The organism is Saltatorellus ferox, assembly GCA_007751475.1.
GTDB lineage: Bacteria > Planctomycetota > UBA1135 > UBA1135.
On the sequence record CP036434.1, the window covers coordinates 6,341,759 to 6,366,858 of the forward strand.

Below are 25,100 nucleotides of genomic sequence, written 5' to 3' on the forward strand. Positions count from 1 at the left end.
TGGGAAATTCGGGTGCGGGAGAGCGGCGGTCAGCGGCCCTCTTCGAAGTGTGCGGTGATCTGGCTCGTGCGAAGGTACTCGGCCTCGACGGCATCGAGCTTCTTCGCCCGACGCGCATGCCGGTCGTCGCCGGGATCCGTGGTCAGGAACGCTGCGATGACGAGCCGCGCGGCCGCGAGGTCGAGGTGGCCGCTGCCGAGGGTCAGTACGTTCGCGTGATTGTGCTCTCGGGCGTTGCGGGCCGATGCCTCGTTCCAGCAGTTCGCGGCCTTCACGCCCGGCAGCTTGTTGGCCACCATGGCGGAGCCGATGCCCGCGCCGTCGACGATGATCCCGAAATCTGCTCGACCGCCCGAGACCTCGGCCGCGACGAGCCGGGCGAAATCGGGGTAGTCGACCGAGGGCGACGCGGCCGCGGGACCGAGGTCCACGGGGCGCTCCCCCATCTCCTTGAGGAGCGGGATGAGCTGGTCCTTGAGAGCGAAGCCTCCGTGGTCGCTGGCCACGGCAATCCGGTTGGATCGGCGACGGAAACCTCCTGGACCCACGGGGCCTGCTGGCTCGGCGTAGCGACCGGTCGTGAAGGTGATGCCCTTATCGAACGCGAGATCGCGGGCCAGCGGGGTGAGCCGCGAGCCAGGAGGAGTCACCAGCTGACTCCCAGGTGCGGCGGCGCGCACCAGCGCCTCCGCGACCAGATCTCGGTCCTCACGGTGCTTCGAAGGCGTCATGCCGCGCCCTGAGCCCCCGATCGAGCGGCTCGCCGTGGGGAGGCTCCCCGGAGAAAACTCTCCGTTTCCTGCCCCACCCGAAGCATGCCCTACGGATTCCCCTTCGAAATGGGTGTCAGACGCAGTCCGCGGGCGCACGGTCACGTGCGCTCGCGGTTCTCCGTTCCAGTTCGAAGCTTCGGCCGCACCCGGGGTTCCTGAGCTGGCAGAGGAAATCTCCCTCGCGCGCGCAGCTGCGCGGCGGGCGATCCCTCGGAGCTGACCAGGGGAAGGAATGGAGGAGGATACGCCGAGCGCGTTTTTTGGGGCCCCATGGGAGGGCTCGCTCGATGAATGGCCGGGGGGCATGCCCCATCAGTTTATGCGCTCCGGATGACGGGCGTGTGGCCCGGATACCTCTTTCACTGTTCCAGTTCCAGAACCCATCCGATCTCTCCACTGGTTTCGCTCCCCTCGGTCTCTATCATTGGAGCCGGGAGCGGGCCCGCCGCTTTCCCTTCCGCACGCAACGCCCCCACCCAACGCCCCATGCGCACACTGCTCAGCCAGTTCTGCGAGGCCTTCGACGCCAACGTCCGCCCACTGCTCGCTCCCATCGGCGAGGCGGCTGGAATCCTGAACGGCGCTCGCGCCCAGGATCCCGTCGGCCAGACTGGCAACGGCACCGCCTCTGCCCGCTCATCCGCTGCCTCCCCGGCCGCGCATTCCGCTGGCCCATTCGGCGGCCCGTTCGGAGCGGTGTCGTCCGAGAATGGGTCTTCCCAGGACGGGCCGGGTGAAACGGCTGCGCCAAAGGCAGCCCGCAAGGACCTGGACCTCCCCGAGGTGCGCGCGGAGCTGCTCGACCTCCAGCACCAGATCCAGGGCCTCGTCGACAAGGTCGCCGAGCAGCAGGCGTACGTGCTCCTCTTCGGCCCCCTGAAGAGCGGTAAATCGACGCTGATGAACGCCCTCGCCGGCACCTACGTCAGCGAGGTCTCCAGCCTCCCGGCCTACCCGTGCATGGTCTACCTGAGCCACGCGCCGGAGCGAAACTTCTACGTCTCTCGCTACAACGGCGACACCGAGCGCTTCACGGATCCGTCGGCGCTCTACGGGCACATCAGCCGCGCCCACGGAGAACTCGCGGGTAAGCTCCGCGCCGCCGAGACCGAAGGCAAGCACTTCGACCCTGCGCTGCACTTCCCGGACGCGATTCGGAAGGTCGACGTGCGGATCCCCGCTGGCGACCTCGCGCAGTCCGGCGCCGTCCTCGTCGACACGCCCGGTCTCTACAGCCGCATGAAGTTCGGCTACGACCGGATGACCCGCGATTTCCGCGACTCGGCGTCGTGCGCGATCTTCATCGTGAAGTCGGACAACCTCTTCCTCGAGCAGGTGTTCGAGGAGTTCGAGGACCTGCTCGACCTCTTCAGCCGCATCTTCCTCGTCGTGAACCTCGACACGACGAAGAGCGACCTTTCGCCCGATGGTTCGCTCGTTCCGAGCCTCGAGCAAGAAGACCCGCTCCGCATCATCGACGCCTTCGAGAACCTGGCGATGAGCCAGCCGCTCAAGGAAGCCGCCGACGAGGGACGACTCAAGATCTACCCCGTCGACCTCCTCCGCGCCGCCAGCCACCGACTCAGCGCGGACGACGAAGAGGCCGCACCCGCCCGTGGCCAGGCCAACTTCGACGCCTTCCTCGGCGACCTCACGGACTACCTGAACAGCACCGACTACCTCGTCGCGTTCCTGGGCGACAGCCTCCGTCGCGCCGAAGGCCTCCTCGACGACCTCGACGACCTCGTCGAGCACGAGTCCGTCGCCGCGCTCCGCGCCCACACCGACGCGCTGGACGCCGAGCGCCAGGACCTCTCCCGTCGCCGCCACTCCGTGCATCGCCTCGAAGCCTTCGACTGGCGCGCGTCGTTCGAGGAACTGGACGAGAAGCTCAGCCCCTCGATCCGCAGCCGAGCGAAGTCGTCGAGCGTCGAGACCGAGCGCGAACTCGACGCGATGGTCGAAGCCTGGTTCAAGACCGACGCCAGCTTCGAGTCGCTCGTCAAAGACGACCTCGAGCCACGCTTCGCACGCTACGAGTCCCAGCTGGCCGATTTCGTCGCCCAGACCCTCGAGGAAGAAGTCAAGCCAGGAACGGCCGGGCTGCTCCTCCCGAGCGAGATCGGGGCCGACCTGCACTCGGCGCGCCTCAACATGAACCTCATCGGTGACGAGTCACTGAAGGCCATGGAGAAGCAGGCGGCTCTCGGGCACGTCAGCGCCCCGCTGACCGTCGACAAGGTCCCGGTCCGCAAGAGCCTGTTCGACTGGCTCCTCTTCCGGACCCGCGCCTCGTGCGCCAAGCGTCTCTTCGGCGAGACCGGCAACCCGGCCGCGCGTATCCCCGTCGAGAAGAAGCAGGCGCGTCTCGGCGACGAGGCCAAGGCGGCCATCCGCCGTGAACTCGACCTGTACAAGGGCCGCTTCTTCCACGAGACGGTCCAGCGCACCCACCGCCATCTGATCGGTCGCTACGCGGACGCGGCGGTGCACTCGATGAAGACCCAGCTCAAGGAGCGCGACGCTGCCCTCGAGAGCGAGATCCAGACCGTGGTCGATCGACTGGTTCGCCATCGCAAGATCCTTTCCCACTTCGCGGCTCTTCGCACCGAGACCGCGCGGGCGCGTGGCGGCATCGAGCAGCTCGGGCTGAGCTACGGCCAGACCGAGCCGGAGAAGCTGATCCAGCCCGCGCCGGCAGGCCAGCTGCCGCCCATGCCGAACGGCACGATCCAGCTTCCGGAGCCGCTCATCCCCCACGTGGCAGGGGCAGATGCCGGCGAAGAGGCTGTCGGCACAGAAGAGACCGAAGCCGCGGTTCAAGAAGTCGCCGGCTCGGAGTCGACCCCAGGCGAGTAAACGGCGCCGCCGCGATTTCGTCGCCAACGAAGAAGGGCGCGCGCCAGCTCTGGCGCGCGCCCTTCTTTCATGGGTCAGCGCGATGCACTCCTGCGAATCAGTTCGCGGGAGACGCCCCGGTGAAACGGATCATGGCGCGCTTCTCGTCGCTGTGCGACGAGTCCTTCTCACGATCCATGACGGAGATCGCGAAGATGGCAACGGCCAGCAGAACGACTGCGCCGCAGAGCAGCGCAGCCAGGTGTCGGTCGTGAAGTGCGGGAAAGACGGATCGCATGGGGGGACAATGAGGAAGGGCCCGCCCACCGGGCCCGGTTCATGTGAGTGTGATTGTCCCCTCATACGACGGAGAGTGCGAAGGTTCACCTCGGAAAAAACCGCCAGAATATCCTCAGAAGTATAAAGGACCGGCGGCCCACAGCAGGTGCGCTCAGTTGAGCGCGCGGCGCAGGCCGCGGGCCCGGTCGAGCCAGCTCGCCCGCAGGATCTCGAAACGCCTCTGAGGGATTCGCCAGGCGGGGTCGTCCTGGGGCAAGTCGTCGCTCAGCTCGCGGGCGTGCTCCGCCATCAGCGCTCCCAGGAATCCGAAGGCGAGGCGCGGCGTTCCCAGCTCGCTCAGCGTCTCCCGGACCTGATTCTCGTCGATTTCCTCGGCGAAGAAGTCCATCAGCCTGGCTCCCGGCTCCTCCAGCGGGGTCCCGTCGGGGCGAACGGCCCGGAGCCTCTGGGCCGCGACCTGCGAGAGTTCCTGGCCCGTCCAGCGCAGCTCCGGGATCGAGCTCGCCTTGTCGAGCCGCATGCTCTTGAGCGCGTCGGGCGAGGCGCCGAGGTAGAGCCGGGAGAGTTCGATCGGCAGGAACAACTTGAGCGCCATCCCTTCGAACTGAAGCAGCCGGTGCTCCAGCAGCGACTCCACGAATGGACGCATCAGATCCGCGCGGCCCGAGAGCACGGTCGCCTCGTCGATGCGGTCCATCAGGACCCAGAAGCTCCGGTATCCGACGTCGTGCAGGATCGCGATGAAGCGCTGGAGCAGAACCAGCCGGGTACCGACCGCGGGCCCCTCGGGCAACGCGAGGTCACGCCGCACGGAGCTCGGGATACGCAGCAGGAGCGCGGCCAGCGGGTCCGGGTCTCGCGGGACGACGCGCACTGCCTTCGTCGCCTTGCTCGCCCGGCGCTGGGCGACGAGTCCGGGGATCCAGGCCAGAAGACCCGCCGCCGAGAGCAGGATCCCGCCGAGCACCCGCCACTGGCCCGACTCCTGAACCTCGAACGGCAGCTCGACGTTGAAGCTGTCCGCGATGGCTGCGCCGCCGACCGCCACGCCGGCCACGGCAGCCAAGAAGATCACGAGCTTCGTAAGGAACGAGCGTCCACTCGGCTGCTTCAGCACCCTGCGCAATCCGCGGTCGATCTCGTCGCCCGAGCGCTCGTCCGAGCGGTAGTAGAGGCCCGTGAGCGCCACGAGCGACGCCTTGTGCTTCGGCGACATCGAGGAGGCCGACGGATGCTTCCCGTCCGCGATCTCGTCCGCGAGCTTCGAGACCCCGAGGCTCAGCATCGCGTCGATGTGATCGGCGAGCAGGTACCGCTCGACCACGCGGCGCGGTGTTTTCTGGCCGTTCGGCGGCAGTCGGTCCGCCTTGCGAGCCTCCGTCAGGAAGGAATCGAACTCGATGTATTCGACGTAGAGAGCGCGCGCATCGGCGTCGTTCTCGAGCCGCCGCTTCATGGCGAGGCGCAGGCTGCTCTTGCCACTCCCCTTCTCACCGAAGACGATCCCGGGCCCCGGGGAATCGGTGCTCCCGTACAGTCGATCGAAGGAGGAGTGCACCGCCTCCATCGGAACGCGAGCCAGAACGGTGTCCTTGTCCGCGTCCTCCTGGACGAACGGATCCTCGTCGAGCGCCCAGTGGTGGCGCCATGTGTGCGGGAACATGCGGTGAGTGGTGAGCCGTGGCGCGAGAAGCGAACCGCGGCCGGGCATCTTGCGCCAATCGTCCGCCGCGGGCGGGTCCGATCATACGCTACCGATGATACGGGCCGGTCACCCCGGCTCATCGACGGCAGCGCGAATCCTCGGGACCGCTGCGCGCAGAAGTCGCGCAAAATCCGCCGCGATCGCCTGGCCCGCCTCGACGACTTCGCCGTGATCGAGCGGCGCGGACTCGATGCCAGCGCCTGGATTCGTGATGCAGCTGATCGCACCGACCGCGAGGCCACAGACCGCGGCCGCCGAGGCTTCCAGAACGGTGCTCATGCCGACGGCCTGGGCTCCGAGCGCCTGCAGCATCCGGATCTCGGCTGCGGTTTCGTAGCTCGGACCGAGCAGGCCGACGTACACGCCGCTGCGCAGCTCGACCCCGGTGGCGCGCGATGCCGCATCCAGCGCGGCCGCGACGCGAGCGTCGTAGGGCACGCCGACGCGCTCCTCGCCGGGGGCCAGCGACGTCCTCCCCTGACGGTTCAGGTGATCGGTGATCCGCATGAGGTGCGGCACAGGAAGCCCCGCCGTCAGGCCGCCTGCGGCGTTCGTCAGGACGAGCGCCCGCACGCCGAGCTGGGCGAAGCTCCGAACGGCGCGGGTGACGACCTCGGCGCTCCAGCCCTCGTAGAGATGCACGCGGCCCTGCTGGCAGATCACGGGAACGCCGTCGAGATGGCCGAGAACGAAGCGCCCCGCGTGGCCGGGGACGGAGCTTCCGGGCATCGAGGGGAGTTCCCCGAATTCGATGACCACCGGGTCGTCGATGGTGTCGGCGAAGGCTCCGAGCCCGGAGCCAAGCACCAGCGCCACCTCGGGCGCGACGGCGCCGCGCTCCTCGATCACTGCACGGAGCTCCGCAGCCAGCGACTCGTGGCTCTGCCAGGCCATCTCTTCCACGCTCACAGAAACGCTCCCGCGATCGTCGCCGTCATCCACGAGGCAAACGCCCCGCCCAGCATCGCCTTGAGCGCCAGCTTCGAGAGATCCGCGCGGCGCCCGGGCGCGAGCGAGCTGATCCCGCCGATCTGGATGCCCACCGAAGCGAAGTTGGCGAAGCCGCAGAGCGCGTAGGCCGCCATGGTGAAGCTGCGATGCGAGATCGTCTCCCGCATGCCCTCCATCTCGCTGAAGGCGATGAACTCGTTCACTGCGACCTTGGTGCCCAGCAGGCTGCCGAAGCTCATGCAATCGGCCCACTCCACTCCCATCATGTAGGCGACCGGGGCGAAGAGGTAGCCGAAGATGCCCTGGAGCGAGAGCGGCTCGCCGCCGGCCGGGATGAGCCCGAGGCCGGCGTTGATGAGCCCGACGAGCGCCACGAACGCGATCAGCATCGCCACGACGTTGAGATAGAGGTGGAGGCCGTCGCTCGTTCCGGCCGCGGCCGCATCGAGCAGGTTCGAGGGCTTGTCCTCCTCGTCCTGAACGATCTCGGCGCCGTCCGCGGTGACGGGCGTCTCGCTCTCGGGGACCATGATCTTGGCGAGCACGAACGCCGCCGGTGCAGACATGAAGCTGGCGGCCAGGAGGTGACCCGCGTACTCCTCGCCGAGGATGCCGATATAAACGGCGAGGACCGAGCCCGCGATGGTCGCGAAGCCGCCGGTCATCAGCGCCATCAGCTCGGACTTCGTCATCGAAGGGATGTAGGGTCGGACGACGAGCGGCGCTTCCGTCTGCCCGACGAACACGTTGGCGGCCATGGCCAGCGACTCCGCGCCCGACACGCGCAGGGTCCAGCGCATCGCGGTCGCGAGGATCTTCACCAGGAACTGCACGATCCCGAGGTGATAGAGAATCGCCATCAACGCCGAGAAGTAGATGATCGTCGTGAGCGCGCCGAAGGCGAACGAGACGGGCGCCGAATAGGCGGCCAGGCCCTCCGGGATCTGGGACGGTTCGACCGTGAAGAAGCTGATCGGCTGGATCTCGTCCGGCCCCACCGGGACGATGTTCCACCCGGTGAGGAGAGGCCCGAAAACCATCCGCGCGCCTTCTTGCCCGAATCCGAGGATCGTCGTTGCCAGACTGGAGAGCTTGTTCAGCACCCAGGCGCCCGAGTCCGTCTTGAGGATGATCAGCGCCAGGGCGAACTGCATCAGGATGCCGCCGATGACGACCCTGAGATTGATCCGCTTCTTGTCGGTCGAGAGGAGCCAGGCAACGCCACAGAAGAAGGCGAGGCCGAGGAGGGCGCGGAGAATCGGCATGGGCTGGGGGGAGGAGGGGGCGGCGCCGGGAGCGGTCGGGACTCAGCGGAAGGGGGGGTGCCGGAGTTTAGCGATCCAGGTCGACGACCGACCCGTATTATGCATCCAGCCAAGGCTCCATCATGAATCCACCCACTCCGTTCACGTGCCGCCCGTCCGCCTCTCACTTCGGCGTCGTTGCGCTGCCATCGCTCCTCGTCGTGCTGCTGGCGCTTGGGGGATGCCTGAAGCCTGAGGAGCCGAACGAGGTGCAACCAGCCCAGGATCCCTGGTCCCCCATCGAGCTGCCAGCCGACCCCAAGGCCGCGCTGCAGGCGCTCCTGAAGACCTCGAGAACGAACCCCGTCGCCGTCTTCAAGCACAGCCCCATCTGCCCGATCAGTGCCGCGGCCGACGAGCGCTTCCGAACCTGGGTCGCGGAGCACGCGAGCGAAGAACATCTCCGCTACGCGCACCTCGACGTCATCGCCGAGAAGCCACTGGCGCGGGGTCTCGTCGCGGAACTGGACGTCAAGCACGAGTCCCCGCAGATCCTGCTCTTCCGGGACGGCGAACTCGTGTGGCACGCGAGCCACGAGGCCATCACGGGCGAAGCGCTGAGCCTCGAGCTGGCTCGGTGATGCCCCGGAGCAAGGGGTCGCCGAGCAAGGGTTCGTCGATCGATAGGGACCGGTGAGATACATCCCCTGACTTCACCTGACCCCTGCGTAAAGGTAGTGGTCGCCGTTCCCGGTGACCACCCAGCGGGTAGGAGGTGCAGTCAGGCCTGGATGTTCATGCTCTTCCACCCCGCAGCGATGTCTGGGTCGGCGGCACCTTCGAGATTCGCCGGAGCCCCGCCGGCGGCACGCTCGTCGAGTGCATCCTTCCGGTCGACGAGCGCGATTAGCTATCGGCGCCGCGGCACGCGGCGATGATTCGAGGGCGGCCACCGACCGCCGACAGGAAATCAGGGAGAATCCGTTCGCGTCTCTGCCAACGGCGGGGTGACGCTCATGTATGGACGCGACCTCCGACACCCTTCACCCCCATGGCCATGGTGACCGCAACGGTCCTGACCTCGACCTCGCGAGGTCGCTGCAGGACTGGATCTGGCTAGGGCACCTGTGTGCCCGGCTGGTCGCTGATCCCGGGCTCGCGGACGACGCTCGGCAGGAAGCCTGGCTCGCTGGCTCCAGCCGGCACTCGATGTTCCTGGCCGCGAGACGCTTCATATGGCGCTCACGCCGGAGCGAGCGGCGACGCTCGGTCCGCGAGGAGGCAGCGGCCCGTCCAGAATCCCTTCCTTCGACGGACGAGCTTGTGCTCCGAAGCGAGCAGCAGCGGCGCGTCTGGGATCAGCTGATGGCGCTCGATGAGCCGTATCGAACGGCGCTCTTGCTGCGCTATCAGGAGGGCCTGGAGCCCAAGGAGATCGCCGACCGCCAGGACGTCGCCGCGGACACGATTCGCTGGCGCCTTCGGAGGGGCGTGGAGAAACTCCGCGAGTGCCTCGATGCCGACGAGGAAGGCGGCGGTCTGCGCGCCGTGGCGCTCGGAGTGCCCTCGAGCCTTGCGCCGATAGGCGTGGGGGGCGGGGGCACCGTGGCGAACACGACCACCCCCACCGCTGGAGCTTCCCCCACTGCAGCTTCCTCCACCGCAGCCTCCTCTGTCTCTGCCGCCTCCGTCACTGCCGCCTCCGTACTCGTCATGCTGAAACTCACCCTCGCTCTCTCCGCCATGGCCCTCGTCGCGGTCGGATGGCACTCCGCCCTCACACCACCCGTTGAGCCGATCCCGCCGATGGTCGACGCTGCGAGAGCGCCACAGCCCGGAGCCGAAGAGCCCCTCGACCTGATGCGGGTCTTCGAGGCCCGCGAAGAGGCAACCGGAGAATCACCAAGGCTCGCGGGAGACGCACGCGACGACGTCGACGACGAGGCGCTCCCTCCGCCTCCGCCCGAGGCGCACGTCATCGGACGGGTCTTCGGCCCGAGAGGCCGGCCCATGGCAGGGGCACGCGTCGAGGTGACGGAAGCGGACCGGGCCCGGAACGAGGATTCTCCGTTCCAGGCAGTGGTCCTCGCCGACGCCAGCGGAGCGTTCGAGGTCTCGATCCCCCTCGACGCTCTGGGCAGGTACCACGTCACCGCGAGCGGCTCCGACTTCATGAGCCAGGCCAAGAAGGCGATCGGTCAGGCCGCGTACGAGGACGGTCTGGAATGGATACCGATCAGGCCGTTCAACGCCGGCGACCCCACCGACCTCGGCGCCTTCCGGCTGGAGGACGCATGTGTGCTCACGGGCCAAGTCGTCACCGAAGACGGCTCCGGCCTCGTCGGGGCCGAAATCCGGCCCAGCGGCGCGTTCGCGCCCACGCGGGTGCTCGCGGACGGGTCTTTCCGAATTCCGCACGCGCCCCCTGGCACCGGGAGAGAGGCTCACGTTCGCGCTTCAGGTCATCTGTCGAAGACGATCGAGTACACGAGCGACCCGGGAGCCACGACCGACCTCGGCCCCATCACGCTGGAAGGCGGCCCCACCGTGTCTGGCATCGTCTTCGATACAAACGACCGGCCGGTGCCAGGCGCCGAGGTCCGAACGCTCACCGGCACGCCCGTGATCACGGATCACCTGGGCCGTTTCACCCTGGCGATCGAGCACGAGGCAAGCGTACAGCTATATGGCGAGAAGGAGGGCGTCGGCCTGGGAAGCGTCCGAGCCATCGCTGGCGACGAGGGCGTCCTCCTCCGGCTCGCGGCCCTGGCCCCCAGGGCCAACTTCCGCATCGTCGACCGCGAATCCAAGCAGCCGCTCCTGGCGTTCGGCTATCGCACGAACGGACGCGGCTTGATGGAGGGTCAGCTCGACATGACGTCCGAGCCCGTTCCCACCACACGCGACTCCGCCACGTTCCAGGCCCGCTGCCGGCCCGAGGGCGACAAGATCCGAGTGGCCGCGCCGGGCTATCGAACCACGAGCTTCGGGGTCAAGGAGTCGGCCTTCACCGATCTTCAGGTTCTGGAGCTGCGGAAAGGTCGCTTGGTCAAGGGCCAGGTCCAGAGTCACGGCTCGCCCCGCCCGAACGCGCTGGTCCAAGTTCTTGCCGCGCCAGCCGCAGGCCAGCTGCGTGGGTCTCGGCGAACGGTGGTCTCCGACTCCGAAGGCCGCTTCGAGTTCCCCGTCGACCGGGAGGCCGAGTTTACCTATGTGGCGCAAGCCGACGGCGAATCGTCAAGGGTCCTGACCGCAACCGTGGAGCGCCGCGGCGACACGGACCTCGGCATTCTCGTCCTCACCGCCGCGCCGACGCTGCGGGGGCGCCTCGAGTGCAAGGACGGCGTCAGCCGCTCGCTGGAAGGACATGAGATCCGGATCGAAGGACTGCTCGCACGGTCCGTGATCACGGATGAAGAGGGGCGCTTCTCGTTCGAGGGGCTGCCCGAGGGAGACGTGGAGTTGAGGCTGGTGCCCTCCAGGGGCGCCAGCCTCGCGGGCGGCAAGCGCACCCAGACCTTCTTCGTGCAGCATGCGGCGAGCCGCCCGGGCGAGATCGTGCTCTCCGCGGAGTTCCAGGCCACCGAGCCCTGCAGGCTCGCGGTGAAGCTGAACGGCGAGCCCGCCGCCGGGCATAGCCTCATGCTATGGGAAGTCTCCGCGAGCTCGAGCGGCCCGCGCGTCGTCCTCGACGACGCCGGCGAGGGCATCGTAGAAGCCGTTCCGGGGAGCGCCTACCGCGTTCATCTCGGAAGCGGAAGCGCCCGACTGGAGCTCCCCGGGACCCACGAATTCTCGGCCTACGCGGAACCGCAGCCCCTCCTCTTCGAGGCCGGTAGCCTGGAGGTCACTCTCCCGCCGAGCTTCCAGACGGCACCAGTGATGTACGCCACCCTCCACGCAGAGCGCGACTCCCCGGGCCGGAAAGAGAGAGTCACCTTGAATCGCGCCCCCGTGCTCGAACGCCCCGACGGTCGTGTCATCGCACGGTTCGACCTCCTTCCCACCGACCTGGACAACGTGATCATTCGCGTCGCCACAGGCGAAGAGTACGTCCAGCTGCGCTGCGCCATCGAGCGCAGGCTCAGCTTCACTTTGAAGCCGGGCGAAGCCCTGGAGCTGGAGCTCTGATCCACCGTGCCTGGACACCCGGGTAGATCGGCTCCTGGAGCGGCACCATCGCTATGATCGATGGCGCCATGACCTCCTCGGATCTACCTGGGCAGCGAACGAAGCCCATCTATACGCCCCCCGGCGGGCCCGGACAGGTCGAGCGCCCCTCGCCCGAAATCTTCCTGGCACTCGGCGAGGCGGGCGTGTTTCGACTGCTCGAGGACGTCTACGTTTGCCTCGGTCAGTCGGAGGCTCGGCACCTCTTTCCGAAATCCGCGGCGGGATTGAAAGCGGGCTCCGAGCGCTCGGCCGCCTTCTTCGTTCAGCTGCTCGGCGGGCCGCCGATGTACATCGAGCGCTACGGGCCGCCGCGGATGCGCATGCGTCACTTCCCGTTCGAGATCGACGGGGCCGCACGGGAAGCGTGGCTCGGCTGCTTTCGCCAGGTGATGGAGCACGCGGAGGAGCGCTACGGGTTTCCACCGGAGCACATCGCCGGGTTCCACGCGTTCCTCGACGGCTTCTCGGCGTGGATGGTCAACGTCGAGCCATGAGTCTCTGGCCCTGATCGTCTGGTCCTGATGGTCTGGTCCTGATCGTCTGGCCCTGATCGTCCGGCCGAGACGGAAACGCGAGGCTCAGGCGGCGCCCGATGAGGCGAGGGTGCGCCCCTTCTCGGTCAGCATCCACGTCTGCGTCTCGGTCTCGCCGTGGCAGCTCGTGGCGAACGCGCAGCCACCGCACTTCGTGCTGCAGTCGCCGCCGGTCGGACGCAGATAGCCGCGGATCGCGAGGTCCGCGAGCATGTCCCGCACCACCGGCACCGTGAGCCCGAACTCGTCGGCGAGTTCGCCGAGGTGCACGGAGCCGCCCTGGGCGACCCGTTCGAGAAGCTGGACGAGCATCAGCCGCCGCTCCCGATCTGATCGAGTCCCGCCATCGCGGCTAGCTCGTAGACGCCGAAGCCGAAGAGGTAGCTGACCACCGCCAGGAGCGCCGAGCCGAACAGCATCCAGCGTGTCCCCGCCTCGCGCCGCATGGCCGCCACCGTACCGACGCACGGAATGAACAGCATCGTGATGACGAGGAAGGCGAGCGCGGTCGCCGGAGAGATCTGCTGCTGCATCGTCGCGACGACGGCGAGGTCTCCATCCGCGCTGTAGAGCACCCCGAGGGTCGCGATCACGACCTCCTTCGCGATGAAGCCCGTGAAGATCGCAACGATCAGTCGCCAGTCCATGTCCATGGGCCGACCGAGCGGCTCGAGGAAGCGACCGAACTGGCCGAGGTAGCTGTCGTGGATCGAGAACTCGCCGCCCTTCAGGCCGCCCGGGAACACCGAGAGCGCCCAGACGCTGATCGCCACCACGACGATCATCGTGCCCGCGTCCTTGAGGAACGCCTTGAGCTTCGTCCAGACCGAAATCCCGACGGCGCGAAGGCTCGGCATGCTGTAGCGGGGTAGCTCCATGACGAACGACTGACGCTCGTCCTTGAACATCAGGTGCGAGAGAAGGAACCCGAGCAGCGCGATCACCGCGATGTTGAGTCCGATCAGCCCGACCGAAACGCCGGCGGCGTACGCGCTGAAGAAGGCGGGCACGATCAGCGCGAGCACGATCAGGCGCGCAGAGCACGGCACGAGCGGCAGCAGCAGGATCGTCAGGAGCCTCGCCGAGCGCGATTCGATCACGCGCGCGCCGAAGACCGCGGGGACGTTGCAGCCCGCACCGACGAACATCGGCAGGAAGCTCTTGCCGCGCAGCCCGATCGCCGAGAGCGCGCGGTCCAGCACGAACGCCGCGCGCGCCATGTAGCCCGTGTCCTCCAGGAACGCGAACGCCGCGAAGAAGACGGCCAGCACCGGGAGGAACGTGATCAGAAGACCGACGCTGCCGAAGAGTCCGTCCACCACGAACGCGGTGGCGAGCGCACCCATCCCGGCGACCTTCTCGCCGCACCAGGCGCCTGCCGCTTCCACCCAGCCGCCGAGCAGATCCTGGAGAGGGCCTGCGATCTCGAGGGTCAGCTCGTACACGCCGAAGGAGAGCGCCACGAGAATCAGGATGCCCGCGAGGGGATGCAGCGCAAACGCGTCGATCCGGTCGGTCCAGGTGGGCCTGTCGTCCTCGGCCGTCCGCGCGCGGGTCGCCTTTCGGGCCGCGCGTCCGGCCCACGCGAAGCGCGCGCCCGCGAGCGCCATGCCCGCCGGACCCGCGCCCGCGCCGCTCTCGCCGCTGCCCGCCAGAACCGCTTGCAGCGCTTCGTGGTCGTCGGTGGGCATCCAGCGATGCACCAGTTCGATGGCCTCTTCGTCCCCTTCGACCAGCTTGTGAGCGATCCAGCCGGCGGTGTACGGCTCGGGCACGTGCGGCGAGATCAGTTCGGTCGTGCGCGAGAGAAGCAGCGTGGTCTCGGGCTCGACCTCCAGGACGATCGGCGTCATCGCCACGCGCTCGACGGCCGTGCGCTCCAGCACCTCGACGAGGCGATCGAGTCCCCCACCGCTGCGTGCGACGACGGGAACGACCGGGAGCCCGAGCGCCTCGGAGAGCGCCGCCGCGTCGACCGGCGCGCCCGCTTTCTCCGCGAGGTCCGTGCGGTTGAGCACGACGACGACGGGCACCGGGAGCAGCAGCACTTCGCTCAGCAAATAGAGGCCGCGCTCGAGCGCGGTGGAATCGATCACCAGCGCAAGGACGTCGGGCCGCTCGCGCAACACGTAGTCGCGGGCCACGCGCTCCTCGTCGGACTGCGCTGTGAGGCTGTACGTCCCAGGAAGATCGACGACCGTCATCGTGCTCTTCGCGGTCACGACGCGTCCTTCGCGCCGTTCGACGGTCTTTCCGGGCCAGTTGCCCGTCTCCAGGCTCGCGCCCGTGAGTCGCGCGAAGAGCGTCGACTTCCCGACGTTGGGCTGGCCGGCGATGGCGACCCGGAGGGGCGAGCTGCCCCGGGAGGACGAAGGCGTCCCAGAAGGCGTTCCAGAAGGCGTTCCAGAAGGCGTCCCAGAAGGCGTCTCAGACGTCGGCGAGGCCAGGCGCTCCGCCGAATCAGGCGGGATCATCGACCGCCCGGCTCCCCGCGGACATCGGACCTTTCAAGAACAGCACTGGACGAATCGACGTCAGGGATCAGGTCGTCCAAGGTCGAGTGGCCGCAGCGTTCAGGAGCCACGCAATGCTCCGGCGCCGAGCATTCCTCGACACGGATGCAGCGCGCCTCCGCCTGACCGAGCGCGATGCGAGAACCGCAGGCGCGCAGCAGGATCGGACCGTTGCGCCGCTGAACCAGCACCTCGGCCTCGCATCCGATCGGCATGCCCATGGCGGTGAGCCGTCGAGCGAGGGCGCGCGTCGCTTCCACGTCGGCGCCTTCGAAACCTCGCACGACTGCGCGCGTACCGCGCCGAAGCTCGAGAATGGAACAGAAGGGAGGGACTGGCTTGGGGATGTTCGAGCGCATGGTTCGTCCGTTGAGACTGAGTCTCAGTCTAACCCGCTTTCGGTCGCCGTGCGAGCCTACCGGGAGAAAATCCCGCGGAAGGCAAGATGTGCGACATCCAGGCCGCCCCGAAAGTCCCATTTCGAGACGCTCAGAACTGGAGGGAGACCGACAGGCCGACCGCTCCGCTCGCATCGTTCACGTAGGGCCCGATCGAGAGAACCGCCTGCTCTTCCTCTCCCCGTCGCAGGTGGACGGTCCGGGAGACCGCCAGTCCGAGGGCCGCCCCCACGACGACGTCTTCCAGTTCGTGGTAGCTGGCATCGAGGCGCTGAAGCGCAACGCCCGAGGCGATGATGTAGAGCGGCACGCCGACCTTCCAGCCGTAGCTGCGACGCATGGTGTCGGCGAAGGCGAAGGCCATGGAGGAATGTCCGCTGGGGAAGCTCCCGTTGCCGCCATTCGGTCGCTTCTCCGGGACGATGGTCTTGATCACCTGTGTGATCAGGCCCGTGGCCGCGAGCGCCGCGATGGCGCGGCTACCGACCTCGTGGGTCCGGACGTTCCCGGACGCGTGCCCGTAGCCCCAGAAACCGAGGGCCACCGCGACGAGGAAAGCACCGTCTCCGGCCCCCTGAAGCGTGTCGTTGAGGGTCTGCCCGAGATCGACCTCTCGCTCGGACTGAATCTCCTCGTGAATCCCATCGGCGAAACCCAGAGCGTCCGCGGCCTCGGCGGCCGCGAAAGCGCCACCGAGGAGGAACAGGTTGTGCTTCGAGGTGAACGTCCCCTTGATGTCCCGCCAGAACTCGCCGGGCGCCGCGGCGATCTCCGATCGAATCGATGGGATCCCCGTGGAAGCGAACTCGACGGGCTGCGCGCTGGTCCCTGCGGATTGGCAGGCACCCAGCGTCATCAGGAAAACAGCGGCGGGCAAGGCGCAGGGGCTTCGATACTTCATGGGGTGTTCGGGTAATCGACGCCGATCACGCAGGCCTGAATCTCGTTCGCGACGTTCTTGGCGCGAGACCTGCCGGACGTGGGTGCCGTGCGATGTGCCGAGCCCCCGAGCAGCCGAGCAGCCCCATCACAGCCAGACCCATCCGAATCGCTGATCCACGGCTTTCAGCCCTCCGATGGCCTCGTCTCGGGCGGACGAGTGCGCCTCTCCGCCCCGCTGAGGCGCAAGCTGCCCTCGAATGCGAAGGGGGACGGGTCCTTTCACGGGATCCGAGACGTTCGACGTCAGTACCCTGTGGACGCCAAAGGCATCCGTCACGAACCAATCGACGTTCCGTAGAGTTCACCATGTCACAAGTCGAAACCAACGCCCGCTACTTCGATCGTTTCTGGCCCGCCACCAGTTCCTGGACCGAGTTCCTCGGCGGCGTCAAGGACAAGGCGGATCTCTGGTCGTCCTACGCCGGGCGCGCGCGGCTCCACGCCGACGAACTGGCGCGCCTCGCGGCGCTCCCCGGCGCCCGGAAGATCATGATCCTGACCGAGGATTGGTGTGGCGACGCGATCCGCTCGACGCCGACGATCGCCGCCATGGCGGGTACGCGTGAGGATCTCGAGGTCCGCGTGCTCGACGTCGAAGCAGAGCCCTCCGCGCTCGACTCCCGGCTTACCCGGGGAGCCCGCGCGGTCCCGATCGCCATCGTCTTCGATGGAGAGGGGAACGAACTCGGCCAGTGGGGACCACGCCCTGCGCCGCTCCAGGCGGCGCTTCGGGCCAAGATCCTCGCCGAGGGCCCGCCGACGCCGGAAACCAAGGGCGAGTTCTACGCACCGATCATGGCCTGGTATGCGAAGGACCGGGGCCGCACCGTCGCCCAGGAGATGCTGATGATCCTGGAGCGCGGACCGTCGGGAGCCTGACGACGAACGCGACCAGCCCACATCGAGGGATGCGCCACCAGTGACACCGGTGACACAAGTCGGTCGGCTCCGCGTTGTCGCCAAGACTCCGGATCTCAGTAGAGACGAACTGTGGCTGCGTTCGTGAAGTTCGACGTCGACGCTGGGTTCGCGTCGCGGTACCAGGCCTGGAAGAACCACGACTCTCCGTAGCCCGGGGCCACCGGCCCATTCGGCTGAACGAGCGATGCTGGATCGATCGTCAGCGTGAATCCCCCGGCCGCGTTGGCCGCCTGGACCTGGCCCGGGCCGACGTAGCGCCCAATCGGACCGGAGAGGCAGAGGTTGCCCTGACTCCCCCCGGGTTGGGCGGTGAAGCCCTCCATGCGGGAGCAGATCACGAAGCCGAACGTAGCGGGCGGCAGCGAGCTGGCCTCGAGGGTGAGCGCACGGTTCGCCACTCGATTGGATCCCGTGAGACGAAGTTCGGACGGCACTCCGGTGCTGTTGGGCACGGCCGGATGGCAGATGCCTTGGCCGAGCGTTCCGTCCTCGCGCCAGAGCACGGCGTGCAATGCGGACGAGGAGATAGTGCTGAAACCCACCACCTGTCGTCCGTCCGCGCTGATCGCCGTGGATGGACTCGGCTCCAGGGGGAGGCCGGGTTCGAGTACGGGCAAAGGCGACGCTCCGCTCGACTCCGTCCAGCGCCATGGAAGCGCGCCCTGGCCCATGCGCTGAACGCAGGCAAGCACCGTACCGTCGGCCGAGATCGCCTCGGGCCGGAAGTCGACCTGGGGGACGAGGCGCGTGATTCCGGTGGCTTCGGTCCAGCGCCACCCGTCCTGCGTCACGGAGAGGGCGAGAAACTCGCGACCAGCCACGACGCTTCCGTCGTCGCTGAGCAGAAGAGGCTCGAGCGTGGTGCCGCCCCCGATGCTTCCGAGCTGGGTGAATCCACCGGCCGCCGTCCATCGGTAGCCTGTCGCTGGCGTGCCTGGCGCCGTCGAGACGCCCGCGATCACCTGACCGTCGCGACTCACGCTGACCTTCTGACCACTCTCGCCCACGAATCCCGTGAGTAGCACCACCCCCGTGGCTCGGGTCCATCGAAAAGGCACGGTGGGCATGCCGAAGCGTCGGGAAATACCGACGATGACGGAGCCATCTCCGCTGATGTCCGTGGCCGTCGTGTAGGCCTGAGTGGGAGCAGCGATGTACTCGATGCCTCCGGCCTCGTTCCAGCGATAGGCGCGGCCCGTCGACCCCCCACCTGCCTCACCCACGAACGTGGAGCCATCTTCGCTGATCGCGTTCAGCTCGAGATCCACCAGTTGCGTCAGGCCGCCGGTCGCCAGATCCCAGCGCAGAACGATGGGCCACGTCCCTACCAAGACGCCCGCCACCGCCATCGATCCGTCACCACTCACCAGGAAGCGATTCACTTCGTAGGAAGCGAAGGATCCTGTCGGCTGCTCCAGCGGGATGAAGCCCGTGGGCTCCGACCAGGCAAACGTGGAGCTGGCTCCGAAGCTCTTGACGGAGACGCCGACGACGACACGGCCGTCGTCACTGACGTCGGTTGCCCGGGAACTGGCTGCTGGGCCTGCGGTCAGCTCCGTTCCAAGGTCCTGGACCTGAGCGGTAGAGGAACCCGTCGTGAGCAGCAAGGCCGCCGCGAAGCACTGGAACGATAGGTAGTAGGTCAAATGCAGGACAAAGTGTGGGAAGTCGGGAAGTGGTACGCAGACAGACGCGAGCGCAGACGTACGGAGCGGGCGATGGCCGGTGACCTGATCAACGCTGGGAACTCGAGGATAGCTAACACACGAAGAATCCGCCGAGGATAGTCGGGAACACCGGACCCGTGGCCGATACCGTCGCCCCCTCAACGCGTCTCGGCGGCCACGGCAACGGATGATTCGGAGAAAGACGTCCGCCGGCGCCACCGCGGTCTCGAAGAACATCCTGCGGATCTCGATGAGTTCGAGCGCGGCCCTTAGACTCGACGGATGCGGCTTGCACTCGCACTTCTGGCCCTCGTCGTCTTCGCCGCTGCCGTCTGGCTCTTGCTGGCGCCCACCGACGGTGACGTCGCGCCGATACAACGGGGGATGACTCAGGTCAGGGCCGGCGAAGCGCCCGCCGACCTTACCGATGTCCTCCCCGCTCCTGACCAGATCGAAGAGGAGCGGCTCCCCGTGCCCTCCGAAGTCGAGGTGTCAAAAGACCCGGAGGATCCGGACGAATCCGACGACCGTCCAAAGGACCTGGCCAGCGTGTGGAGGTGGATGCTCTACTTCGACGTCACGTCGCCCACTGGCGTCCTGCCCGATGAACTGGGGATCGAGGAGCCGGGCGGATCGAGGCGTAGCGCGAGGCTCGATCCTACGACCGGACGATTCAAGGGCCAGGTCCTCGCCACGCGGGACGAGATCCTGGAAGCGGGTATCGTGATCTCCTCGGGCCGCGGCGCTGCGGCCCGGCGGTCCGTGATCGTGATGGGATCGGATCGCAACCCGGATACCGCGGCGAATCTGACCCTGGACAACGCGACGTGGGATCCTGAGCGCGGGACGATCGTCGCCGGCACGGTCCATCTCGAAGCTCCCCCGAGACTCGGGCGGCTGATCCTTCAGCCCGGTGGAGTCGGCGGCGTGGTCTTCGAGATCACGAGCAACGGGACGAAAGGTCCGCTGAAGACGAGGGTCGAGTTTCCCGAGGGCTCGGACACCCGAAAGGCCGCCGACGAGCTGGAGCTCGCGACGTTCCTTCCCGCCTCCGAGTGGACGGCGAAGTGGGTCAGCGGCGACGCGCTGAGGTCGAATCCCGACTGGAAAGCGACCGCTCTCGCGGGAGAAGACCTGATGGTCGACTTGACGGATACGGGGGGAGTTCGCATCAGCTTGAGCTCTCTCCACCTCCGATCCTTCGAGACGATCTCCATCGTCCGGCTACCGTCACCGCTCCAGGAGCGAATGACGGGAGAGGAGCTGACGGCGCGGACCCTGGCCCAGGGCACACCGACGGTCACGATCGGGTTCGGCGGCGCAGGTTTCGACGATCTACCGGACCTGCACGGTTTCTATATCGGCGCCAGGCAGGCGTTCCTCGATCCCGGTGACTACAGGATCGAGGCCTGGGGCGACGAAGACGCCGCCGGAGTACGGCGCCTGCTCACGTCCTCTCTCGCGACCGTGCACGATCAGTTCGTCGAAGTCTTGCTTCGGTGAAGCCAGCCGCTCATCCGGCCAGGGTAGCGACCTCACGGGCGAGGTCCGCGTCGCGTGCGCTCACCGCGCGCCACAGCTCCCGGAAGGCGTCGTGGAAGCGAGGATGGTCATGGGATCGGATCACCATGGAGATCTCCCAGCCGCCCGTGGTGAAGGTATCCGCATAGACGAAGCCGCCCCCGTGCCGCTTCTCAGCGGTTGCACGGGCCTCCGCCTCCGTTTCGACAGCCGTCCTCGCTCTGCGGCGGTCGAACTCGCCGGCGCGCCAGCTGGAGTCGAGCGCCTCACGCAAGGTCGAGTGCGCATGGAGCGCGGCCTGACGGATCGACTCCTCGTGAAGGTCGACCAGCGCGGCGAGTACCGCTGACTCGTCCTCGGACAGTGCCCGCCCGATCGCCGCCTGCGCGAGGGGGTCGAAATCGGGGCGGTAGTGTCCGCTCTCGTCGAACCCGCCCCACTGATTCGTGAACCCCGCCAGGTCGAATCCGGACCCGACGAGCGTGTCGTAGGCGTCTTCAGCGATGGCCTCCCAGGGAACTTCGACCTGTGCGGCCCCATCGAGCGCCAGCTCGTCGGGGGATACCTCCGAGCCTTCTGATTCAACCGTAGAGACCTTTGAGGTTTGCGACACCATCTGCGCCGCATCCACGCCCGAAGAGCGCAAGAGGTAGAAAGCGCTGGCAAGGGAAGTCATCGCCAGTACGCCGAGGAGCAGAGGGTGTCGCATGGTTTCTCGAAGAAGAGTCGGAAGGAAAAGGCCGTCTCTCGGCCCGATAAGACGGAACGCTTCAGCGCGTCTTGCTCAGTCGCAGGCGTTGCACCAGTAGTTCGCCGTCGACCATGCACGGCGTCCCGTCGGATCCGTGATCAGCGCGTGAAGAATGTGCGTTGGGCTGCCGCACGCGAGGGTCTCGAGCCACGGTGGGATCACGTCCGTCCACGCACCCCCCGCGGTGGGCGGCAAGGGCAACGATCCCTGCATACCTCCGTTGGGACCGGCCAGGTAGTCGAGCGTGACGGGACACAGCGACCTGTACTCGACCTGGATTCCTGCGAAGCAAGGAGACGCTTGCTGGCAGACATTCTCCGCCAGAGCGCAGCTGCCGTTGAAGGACATGATCGTGATGCGGATGTCTGCGCCGCACGGGTTCGCGCCCCCGGTGTTGCCGTTCGCCGGACCGACCTGGGTGAACGTGCAGCCCGTGCACTTGACGGGGATGCCGTCGTCCGAGAAGCCAGAGGCAACGAGGGCGAGTGCGCTGAGCGCGAAAGTGGATGCGAGGCGTAAGAAGTGTGACATCGATGTCTCCCTGTAGATGGGCTGAAACGCGGAGGCGAAGGGCACTCCGCTCGATGTCAACGGCGTGAAGCGGTTCTCCTTGTTGCGCTCATTTGGACAAAAGTCCGAGGGACTTCCGGAGCCTCGCTCAAAGCGCAGTCGCCAGGTAAATGGCCACAGCCACGGCAATCAGGAGCGCAACGGCCAAGCGGGTGTTCTTCATGGATCTCACCTCCGAGGTGAATGGCCCCCATCCGGGGGAAAAGCGGGTCGCTGGGGCACCTCGATTTACGCGCCCCCAACCAACGCATTCACGGAATCGGCGGATGCCCGATCGGCTACCGTGTTGGCCCCGCGCTCCCGTGTCGAAGCCCCCACTCCACTACCTGGTCCTCGTGGCCCCATGGGCCGTGCTCCTGGCGATCGCCGTCGTCGGACTCCTGACAGAGCCCGACCCGCGCGGGTTCGGGACCCATGAGCAGTTCGGCTTTGGACCCTGCGGATTCCGTGAATGGCTCGGCGCTCCCTGTCCGACGTGCGGTGTCACGACGGCCGTGAGCCACCTCGCCCATGGTCACCCGGCGCGCTCCTGGGAAACGCAGCCACTCGGAGCGATCCTGGCCATGGCCGCAGCCGTCGCCGCACCCTGGTCACTGATCGCTCACCTTCGAAGCGCGGACCTGGCTGCGTTCGCCTCGCGCCACGGGATGAGTTTCTGGTCAGGCGCCGTGATCGTCGTCGCGACCTGCTGGTTCCTCGCGACGCGCTAAGGTGCGGGAATCAGTAGACGGGACATTCGAGCCTGCCCTCGAGAACGGGCGGGCCCCCTTCTCGATAGATCTTCCAGGGAGCCAGTTCCAGCTCGATGACCCCACCCGCCAGGGGGATCCGCGGGAGCACGCGCGAAGCCGCCTGACCCAGCACGTACGGACCCCTTTCATCGGGCAGCGCGACGAGCCAGCCGCGCTGATCCGTGGGCCATGCCACCTCGATGATGTCGCCGTCCTTGACTCCCATCGTGAGTCCTCCTGCGAGCCATTGCTCAGGGTCCGCGCCACCCCCTTGGCGGCCATGGGAACCGGTCGTGAGTCCACGGAGCCTCGTCGCCCTCGGTGAGGTGAAGACCGGAAGAATGGTCGTGCTCGGCTCCTCGCCTGCCACGACGATCGAGGCGGTCTGGCCGGGAAGCACGTGATCTCCGCGGAACCGGATCTCCACGGGTCTCCGCTCCCGTCGCGTGAGGAACACGGTCACCTCGGCATCGTTCTCCTCGACGCCGACCCGAGCGACGTCGTAGCCCGGCACCTCCAGCTCGAGCGTGACGGACGCGGCGTCCTTCAACCACTTCCGTTCGAGCACCACGTGAGAGCCGCCCAGCAGCCAGGTCAAGCGAGGCAAGACCACCTCGGAGTGAGGCTCACCGTCTCTTCCCAGCGCACGCCAGGCGACGAAGCGCTTCTCCTCGCCCGAGGGCTCGATGGACGCACCGGGTCGCGCCGGATCGAGGAGCCTCAGAGGGACCGCGAGGTCGGTCCCGAGCTCGACGCGGACTGGGTCGAGCGCTGTACCGTCGGTTGGAAGTAGCACCGACAGCTCGCCCGATGTGCCCCCAGGTCCCAGCGCAATGAGAGAGGCGTTCCGCGGTCGACGCTCTCCCAACTGCCGCAGCTCCAGCTCGAAATGGCCGTCCGCGCCGGACACGACCACACCGGAAGCCGGCCTTCGCCCCCAGGGCTTCCGGGGCTGCGTCTTGGCTCTCAGCCTCTCCTGCGGCGAACCCAAGAGCACCAACCGTTCCGAGACGAGCGTGCCTGCCACAGGAGCTCCCACGAGCTCCACCACGGTTCCGCGGACTCGCACGGGCTCGATGGCGCGGACCGTGCCGACATCCCTGATGTTGCCGTCACCGATGGGCGGTTCGTGATCGAGCAGATTCCAGATCTGGGTCCAGGGCGCGGTGTCGTTCCTGCGAATGAAGTAGCAAGAGGAAGCTCGCCAGGCGCTCACCACGACGCCATCGCCGCGGCGCAGGAACTGGCGGGACACAGGCGCGATCCCACCGATGCGGAACCGGCCGTTCTCGTCCGTGGTGCCCAGCGTTCGAAGCCGCTCCTCGCTGGTCCATTCGGCGACCTCTGCGCCCTCGATGGGATCACCTGCAGAGTCGACGAACACGCCCACAAGTGAACCTCCGACAGGCGGGATCAGGTCGACGGCCTCGCCCGGTGCTCGGGTGCCATCGATCGCAAAAGACGCGCCCGCGTGGGACCTGGAGGTCTCGACGACGAGCTGCATGAGCTCCGACGTCAACGGCTCCAACGTCAGCGGGGGCAGCTCGATGAGCCCGTCCGGTCCCGTCGTACCAGCGGCAACGGGCGGGACAGGAGGGAGGTACCCCCCCTCGATCGCACCGATGGGCTGGGGGTCTAGATCGCCCGTATGCCGCAGGAACCAGTCGGTCCCTTCGACGGGAAGGTGGGTAGTGGGATCGAGGATCCGGAAACGCCTCCCCCCCGGGCTGGCGGTGCCTTCGACGGCTCCTTCGATGGCGAGACGCTCCTCCTGTGCCACCCCCCCTTCGGGCACGGCGACGAGCGCGGGGACCGGGACTTGGTCTTCGCTCGTCGCGAGGAGATCGACGGCCACCGGAGAGTCCGGATTCCAGCGGAGGGACACCACGATGCCGAGGGCGACGAGCAGCGCGGCAGCCGCTGCCACCCACCAGGCTCCCCAGCCAGCGCCGAGCGGCACCGCGGTCCCCGCGGCTTCCGGCGACCGCCGAGCCAGTCCAAGCGCCGCCGGCAACCACGCGCGCCGACCCTCTTTTTCCTCGTGATCCAGAGAGGCCCGAAGCCGCTCCAGCCCGCGATAGATTCTCTGGCGAACCGCGCCCGAGCTCGATGCCCCCACCCTCCTCGCGATGTCTTCCGCGGACAGGTTTTCGTAGAAGCGAAGGACCACCGCTTCGCGCTCCGCTTGCGGCAGCGCCAGCACGAGCCGCGCGATCTGCTCCCGCAGCTCCGCACCCGCCATGGCCGAGTCCAAGTCCGACGCCATCACCTCGGGTCGCGCAACCTTTCTCTCCCGGGCCACGCGCCGACCCGACCGTCGTCGCATCTCGTGCGCGACGTTGCGGCCGGTCGTGGCCAGCCAGCTCCTGAGCCGCCCATCTTCATGGGCTGACGAGGCGGAAGGCGCTGCCAGCGCCCTCACCATCGTCTCCTGGACCACGTCCTCCGCGTCCGCTGCGTTCTGGACGAGCCTGTGGCAGACCCTGGAGAGCCACTGGCGCTCTTCGAGCAGGTCTTCGATGGTCAGGAAATCCGTGGAACTCATGGTCGGTCAAGAGGGTGATGGACG

Annotated in this window: 20 protein-coding genes; 7 read left to right on the plus strand and 13 right to left on the minus strand. The window is 67.5% G+C overall.

The annotated features are described in order from the left end of the window. Positions 1-29: 29 nt before the first annotated feature. Positions 30-731 (minus strand): RpiB/LacA/LacB family sugar-phosphate isomerase, encoded by a 702-nt coding sequence (locus Poly30_RS22935; protein WP_419190533.1) that lies wholly within the window; start codon positions 729-731, stop codon positions 30-32. A gap of 528 nt (positions 732-1,259) precedes the next feature. Here Poly30_RS22935 and Poly30_RS22940 point away from each other — a divergent pair. Next, a complete protein-coding gene (locus tag Poly30_RS22940; protein WP_419190534.1) occupies positions 1,260-3,632 on the plus strand; it encodes a dynamin family protein in 2,373 nt (790 codons plus the stop codon). Positions 3,633-3,729: 97 nt separating this feature from the next. Here Poly30_RS22940 and Poly30_RS22945 read toward each other — a convergent pair whose 3' ends face one another. The 4 genes from Poly30_RS22945 to Poly30_RS22960 all read right to left on the minus strand — a co-directional run bounded on the left by Poly30_RS22945 (position 3,730) and on the right by Poly30_RS22960 (position 7,832). Next, positions 3,730-3,909 (minus strand): hypothetical protein, encoded by a 180-nt coding sequence (locus Poly30_RS22945; RefSeq protein WP_145202995.1) that lies wholly within the window; start codon positions 3,907-3,909, stop codon positions 3,730-3,732. Positions 3,910-4,062: 153 nt separating this feature from the next. After that, complete coding sequence (locus tag Poly30_RS22950) at positions 4,063-5,574, minus strand: hypothetical protein (protein ID WP_145202998.1); 1,512 nt, start codon at positions 5,572-5,574, stop codon at positions 4,063-4,065. Between the two features lie 108 nt (positions 5,575-5,682). Next, entirely contained in the window at positions 5,683-6,525 is an 843-nt protein-coding gene (locus Poly30_RS22955) for a purine-nucleoside phosphorylase (protein WP_419190535.1), read from the minus strand. Then, positions 6,522-7,832: a NupC/NupG family nucleoside CNT transporter gene (locus tag Poly30_RS22960; protein WP_145203004.1), complete on the minus strand. Its 1,311-nt coding sequence runs from the start codon at positions 7,830-7,832 to the stop codon at positions 6,522-6,524. The genes Poly30_RS22955 and Poly30_RS22960 overlap by 4 nt, the downstream gene beginning before the upstream one ends. 122 nt (positions 7,833-7,954) lie before the next feature. Between Poly30_RS22960 and ytxJ the strand changes: the two genes are divergently transcribed. The 3 genes from ytxJ to Poly30_RS22975 all read left to right on the plus strand — a co-directional run bounded on the left by ytxJ (position 7,955) and on the right by Poly30_RS22975 (position 12,478). Then, positions 7,955-8,452: a bacillithiol system redox-active protein YtxJ gene (gene ytxJ / locus Poly30_RS22965; protein ID WP_145203007.1), complete on the plus strand. Its 498-nt coding sequence runs from the start codon at positions 7,955-7,957 to the stop codon at positions 8,450-8,452. Between the two features lie 379 nt (positions 8,453-8,831). After that, positions 8,832-11,942, plus strand: a complete 3,111-nt coding sequence (locus tag Poly30_RS22970) for a sigma-70 family RNA polymerase sigma factor (RefSeq protein WP_145203010.1) — start codon at positions 8,832-8,834, stop codon at positions 11,940-11,942. A gap of 68 nt (positions 11,943-12,010) precedes the next feature. Then, a complete protein-coding gene (locus Poly30_RS22975; protein WP_419190536.1) occupies positions 12,011-12,478 on the plus strand; it encodes a globin domain-containing protein in 468 nt (155 codons plus the stop codon). Positions 12,479-12,562: 84 nt separating this feature from the next. On the opposite strand, the gene Poly30_RS22980 is transcribed toward Poly30_RS22975, so the two are convergent. The 4 genes from Poly30_RS22980 to Poly30_RS22995 are packed head-to-tail and all read right to left on the minus strand — an operon-like array spanning position 12,563 to position 16,329. Further along, the gene (locus tag Poly30_RS22980) at positions 12,563-12,829 is read right to left on the minus strand and encodes a FeoC-like transcriptional regulator (protein ID WP_145203016.1); all 267 of its coding nucleotides are present in this window, start codon (positions 12,827-12,829) and stop codon (positions 12,563-12,565) included. After that, the gene (gene feoB, locus Poly30_RS22985) at positions 12,829-14,991 is read right to left on the minus strand and encodes a ferrous iron transport protein B (RefSeq protein WP_145203018.1); all 2,163 of its coding nucleotides are present in this window, start codon (positions 14,989-14,991) and stop codon (positions 12,829-12,831) included. The genes Poly30_RS22980 and feoB overlap by 1 nt, the downstream gene beginning before the upstream one ends. Beyond that, entirely contained in the window at positions 14,988-15,563 is a 576-nt protein-coding gene (locus Poly30_RS22990; protein ID WP_145203021.1) for a FeoA family protein, read from the minus strand. The genes feoB and Poly30_RS22990 overlap by 4 nt, the downstream gene beginning before the upstream one ends. Then, the gene (locus Poly30_RS22995; protein ID WP_145203024.1) at positions 15,520-16,329 is read right to left on the minus strand and encodes a phosphatase PAP2 family protein; all 810 of its coding nucleotides are present in this window, start codon (positions 16,327-16,329) and stop codon (positions 15,520-15,522) included. The genes Poly30_RS22990 and Poly30_RS22995 overlap by 44 nt, the downstream gene beginning before the upstream one ends. A 347-nt stretch (positions 16,330-16,676) precedes the next feature. Between Poly30_RS22995 and Poly30_RS28830 the strand changes: the two genes are divergently transcribed. After that, a complete protein-coding gene (locus tag Poly30_RS28830) occupies positions 16,677-17,249 on the plus strand; it encodes a thioredoxin family protein (protein WP_419190537.1) in 573 nt (190 codons plus the stop codon). Positions 17,250-17,344: 95 nt separating this feature from the next. Here Poly30_RS28830 and Poly30_RS23005 read toward each other — a convergent pair whose 3' ends face one another. Beyond that, positions 17,345-18,937 carry a hypothetical protein gene (locus tag Poly30_RS23005; protein WP_145203028.1) on the minus strand — a complete coding sequence of 531 codons (1,593 nt, stop codon included), beginning with the start codon at positions 18,935-18,937 and terminating at the stop codon, positions 17,345-17,347. A 303-nt stretch (positions 18,938-19,240) separates the two neighbouring features. On the opposite strand from Poly30_RS23005, the gene Poly30_RS23010 reads away from it, so the two are divergent. Further along, the gene (locus tag Poly30_RS23010) at positions 19,241-20,461 is read left to right on the plus strand and encodes a hypothetical protein (protein ID WP_145203031.1); all 1,221 of its coding nucleotides are present in this window, start codon (positions 19,241-19,243) and stop codon (positions 20,459-20,461) included. A gap of 10 nt (positions 20,462-20,471) precedes the next feature. Here Poly30_RS23010 and Poly30_RS23015 read toward each other — a convergent pair whose 3' ends face one another. Next, a complete protein-coding gene (locus Poly30_RS23015) occupies positions 20,472-21,188 on the minus strand; it encodes a hypothetical protein (RefSeq protein WP_145203034.1) in 717 nt (238 codons plus the stop codon). Positions 21,189-21,263: 75 nt separating this feature from the next. Next, positions 21,264-21,761, minus strand: coding sequence for a hypothetical protein (locus Poly30_RS23020; protein WP_145203037.1), 498 nt, complete (start codon positions 21,759-21,761; stop codon positions 21,264-21,266). A gap of 341 nt (positions 21,762-22,102) precedes the next feature. Here Poly30_RS23020 and Poly30_RS23025 point away from each other — a divergent pair, with 341 nt between their 5' ends. Then, complete coding sequence (locus tag Poly30_RS23025; protein ID WP_419190538.1) at positions 22,103-22,510, plus strand: DUF2752 domain-containing protein; 408 nt, start codon at positions 22,103-22,105, stop codon at positions 22,508-22,510. A 10-nt stretch (positions 22,511-22,520) separates the two neighbouring features. On the opposite strand, the gene Poly30_RS23030 is transcribed toward Poly30_RS23025, so the two are convergent. Then, on the minus strand, positions 22,521-25,076 hold the full coding sequence (locus Poly30_RS23030) for a sigma-70 family RNA polymerase sigma factor (protein WP_145203043.1): 2,556 nt from the start codon (positions 25,074-25,076) through the stop codon (positions 22,521-22,523). Between the last annotated feature and the right edge of the window lie 24 nt (positions 25,077-25,100).

Coding starts and splice junctions, on each gene's coding strand:
- feoB (WP_145203018.1), bottom strand. CDS start 14,991: ATGATCCCGCCTGATTCGGCGGAGCGCCTGGCCTCGCCGACGTCTGAG.
- Poly30_RS23030 (WP_145203043.1), bottom strand. CDS start 25,076: ATGAGTTCCACGGATTTCCTGACCATCGAAGACCTGCTCGAAGAGCGC.
- Poly30_RS22995 (WP_145203024.1), bottom strand. CDS start 16,329: ATGAAGTATCGAAGCCCCTGCGCCTTGCCCGCCGCTGTTTTCCTGATG.
- Poly30_RS23015 (WP_145203034.1), bottom strand. CDS start 21,188: ATGCGACACCCTCTGCTCCTCGGCGTACTGGCGATGACTTCCCTTGCC.
- Poly30_RS23020 (WP_145203037.1), bottom strand. CDS start 21,761: ATGTCACACTTCTTACGCCTCGCATCCACTTTCGCGCTCAGCGCACTC.
- ytxJ (WP_145203007.1), top strand. CDS start 7,955: ATGAATCCACCCACTCCGTTCACGTGCCGCCCGTCCGCCTCTCACTTC.
- Poly30_RS22980 (WP_145203016.1), bottom strand. CDS start 12,829: ATGCTCGTCCAGCTTCTCGAACGGGTCGCCCAGGGCGGCTCCGTGCAC.
- Poly30_RS22990 (WP_145203021.1), bottom strand. CDS start 15,563: ATGCGAGCGGAGCGGTCGGCCTGTCGGTCTCCCTCCAGTTCTGAGCGT.
- Poly30_RS22940 (WP_419190534.1), top strand. CDS start 1,260: ATGCGCACACTGCTCAGCCAGTTCTGCGAGGCCTTCGACGCCAACGTC.
- Poly30_RS22975 (WP_419190536.1), top strand. CDS start 12,011: ATGACCTCCTCGGATCTACCTGGGCAGCGAACGAAGCCCATCTATACG.
- Poly30_RS22935 (WP_419190533.1), bottom strand. CDS start 731: ATGACGCCTTCGAAGCACCGTGAGGACCGAGATCTGGTCGCGGAGGCG.
- Poly30_RS23010 (WP_145203031.1), top strand. CDS start 19,241: ATGCGGCTTGCACTCGCACTTCTGGCCCTCGTCGTCTTCGCCGCTGCC.
- Poly30_RS22950 (WP_145202998.1), bottom strand. CDS start 5,574: ATGTTCCCGCACACATGGCGCCACCACTGGGCGCTCGACGAGGATCCG.
- Poly30_RS28830 (WP_419190537.1), top strand. CDS start 16,677: ATGTCACAAGTCGAAACCAACGCCCGCTACTTCGATCGTTTCTGGCCC.
- Poly30_RS22945 (WP_145202995.1), bottom strand. CDS start 3,909: ATGCGATCCGTCTTTCCCGCACTTCACGACCGACACCTGGCTGCGCTG.
- Poly30_RS22960 (WP_145203004.1), bottom strand. CDS start 7,832: ATGCCGATTCTCCGCGCCCTCCTCGGCCTCGCCTTCTTCTGTGGCGTT.
- Poly30_RS22970 (WP_145203010.1), top strand. CDS start 8,832: ATGGACGCGACCTCCGACACCCTTCACCCCCATGGCCATGGTGACCGC.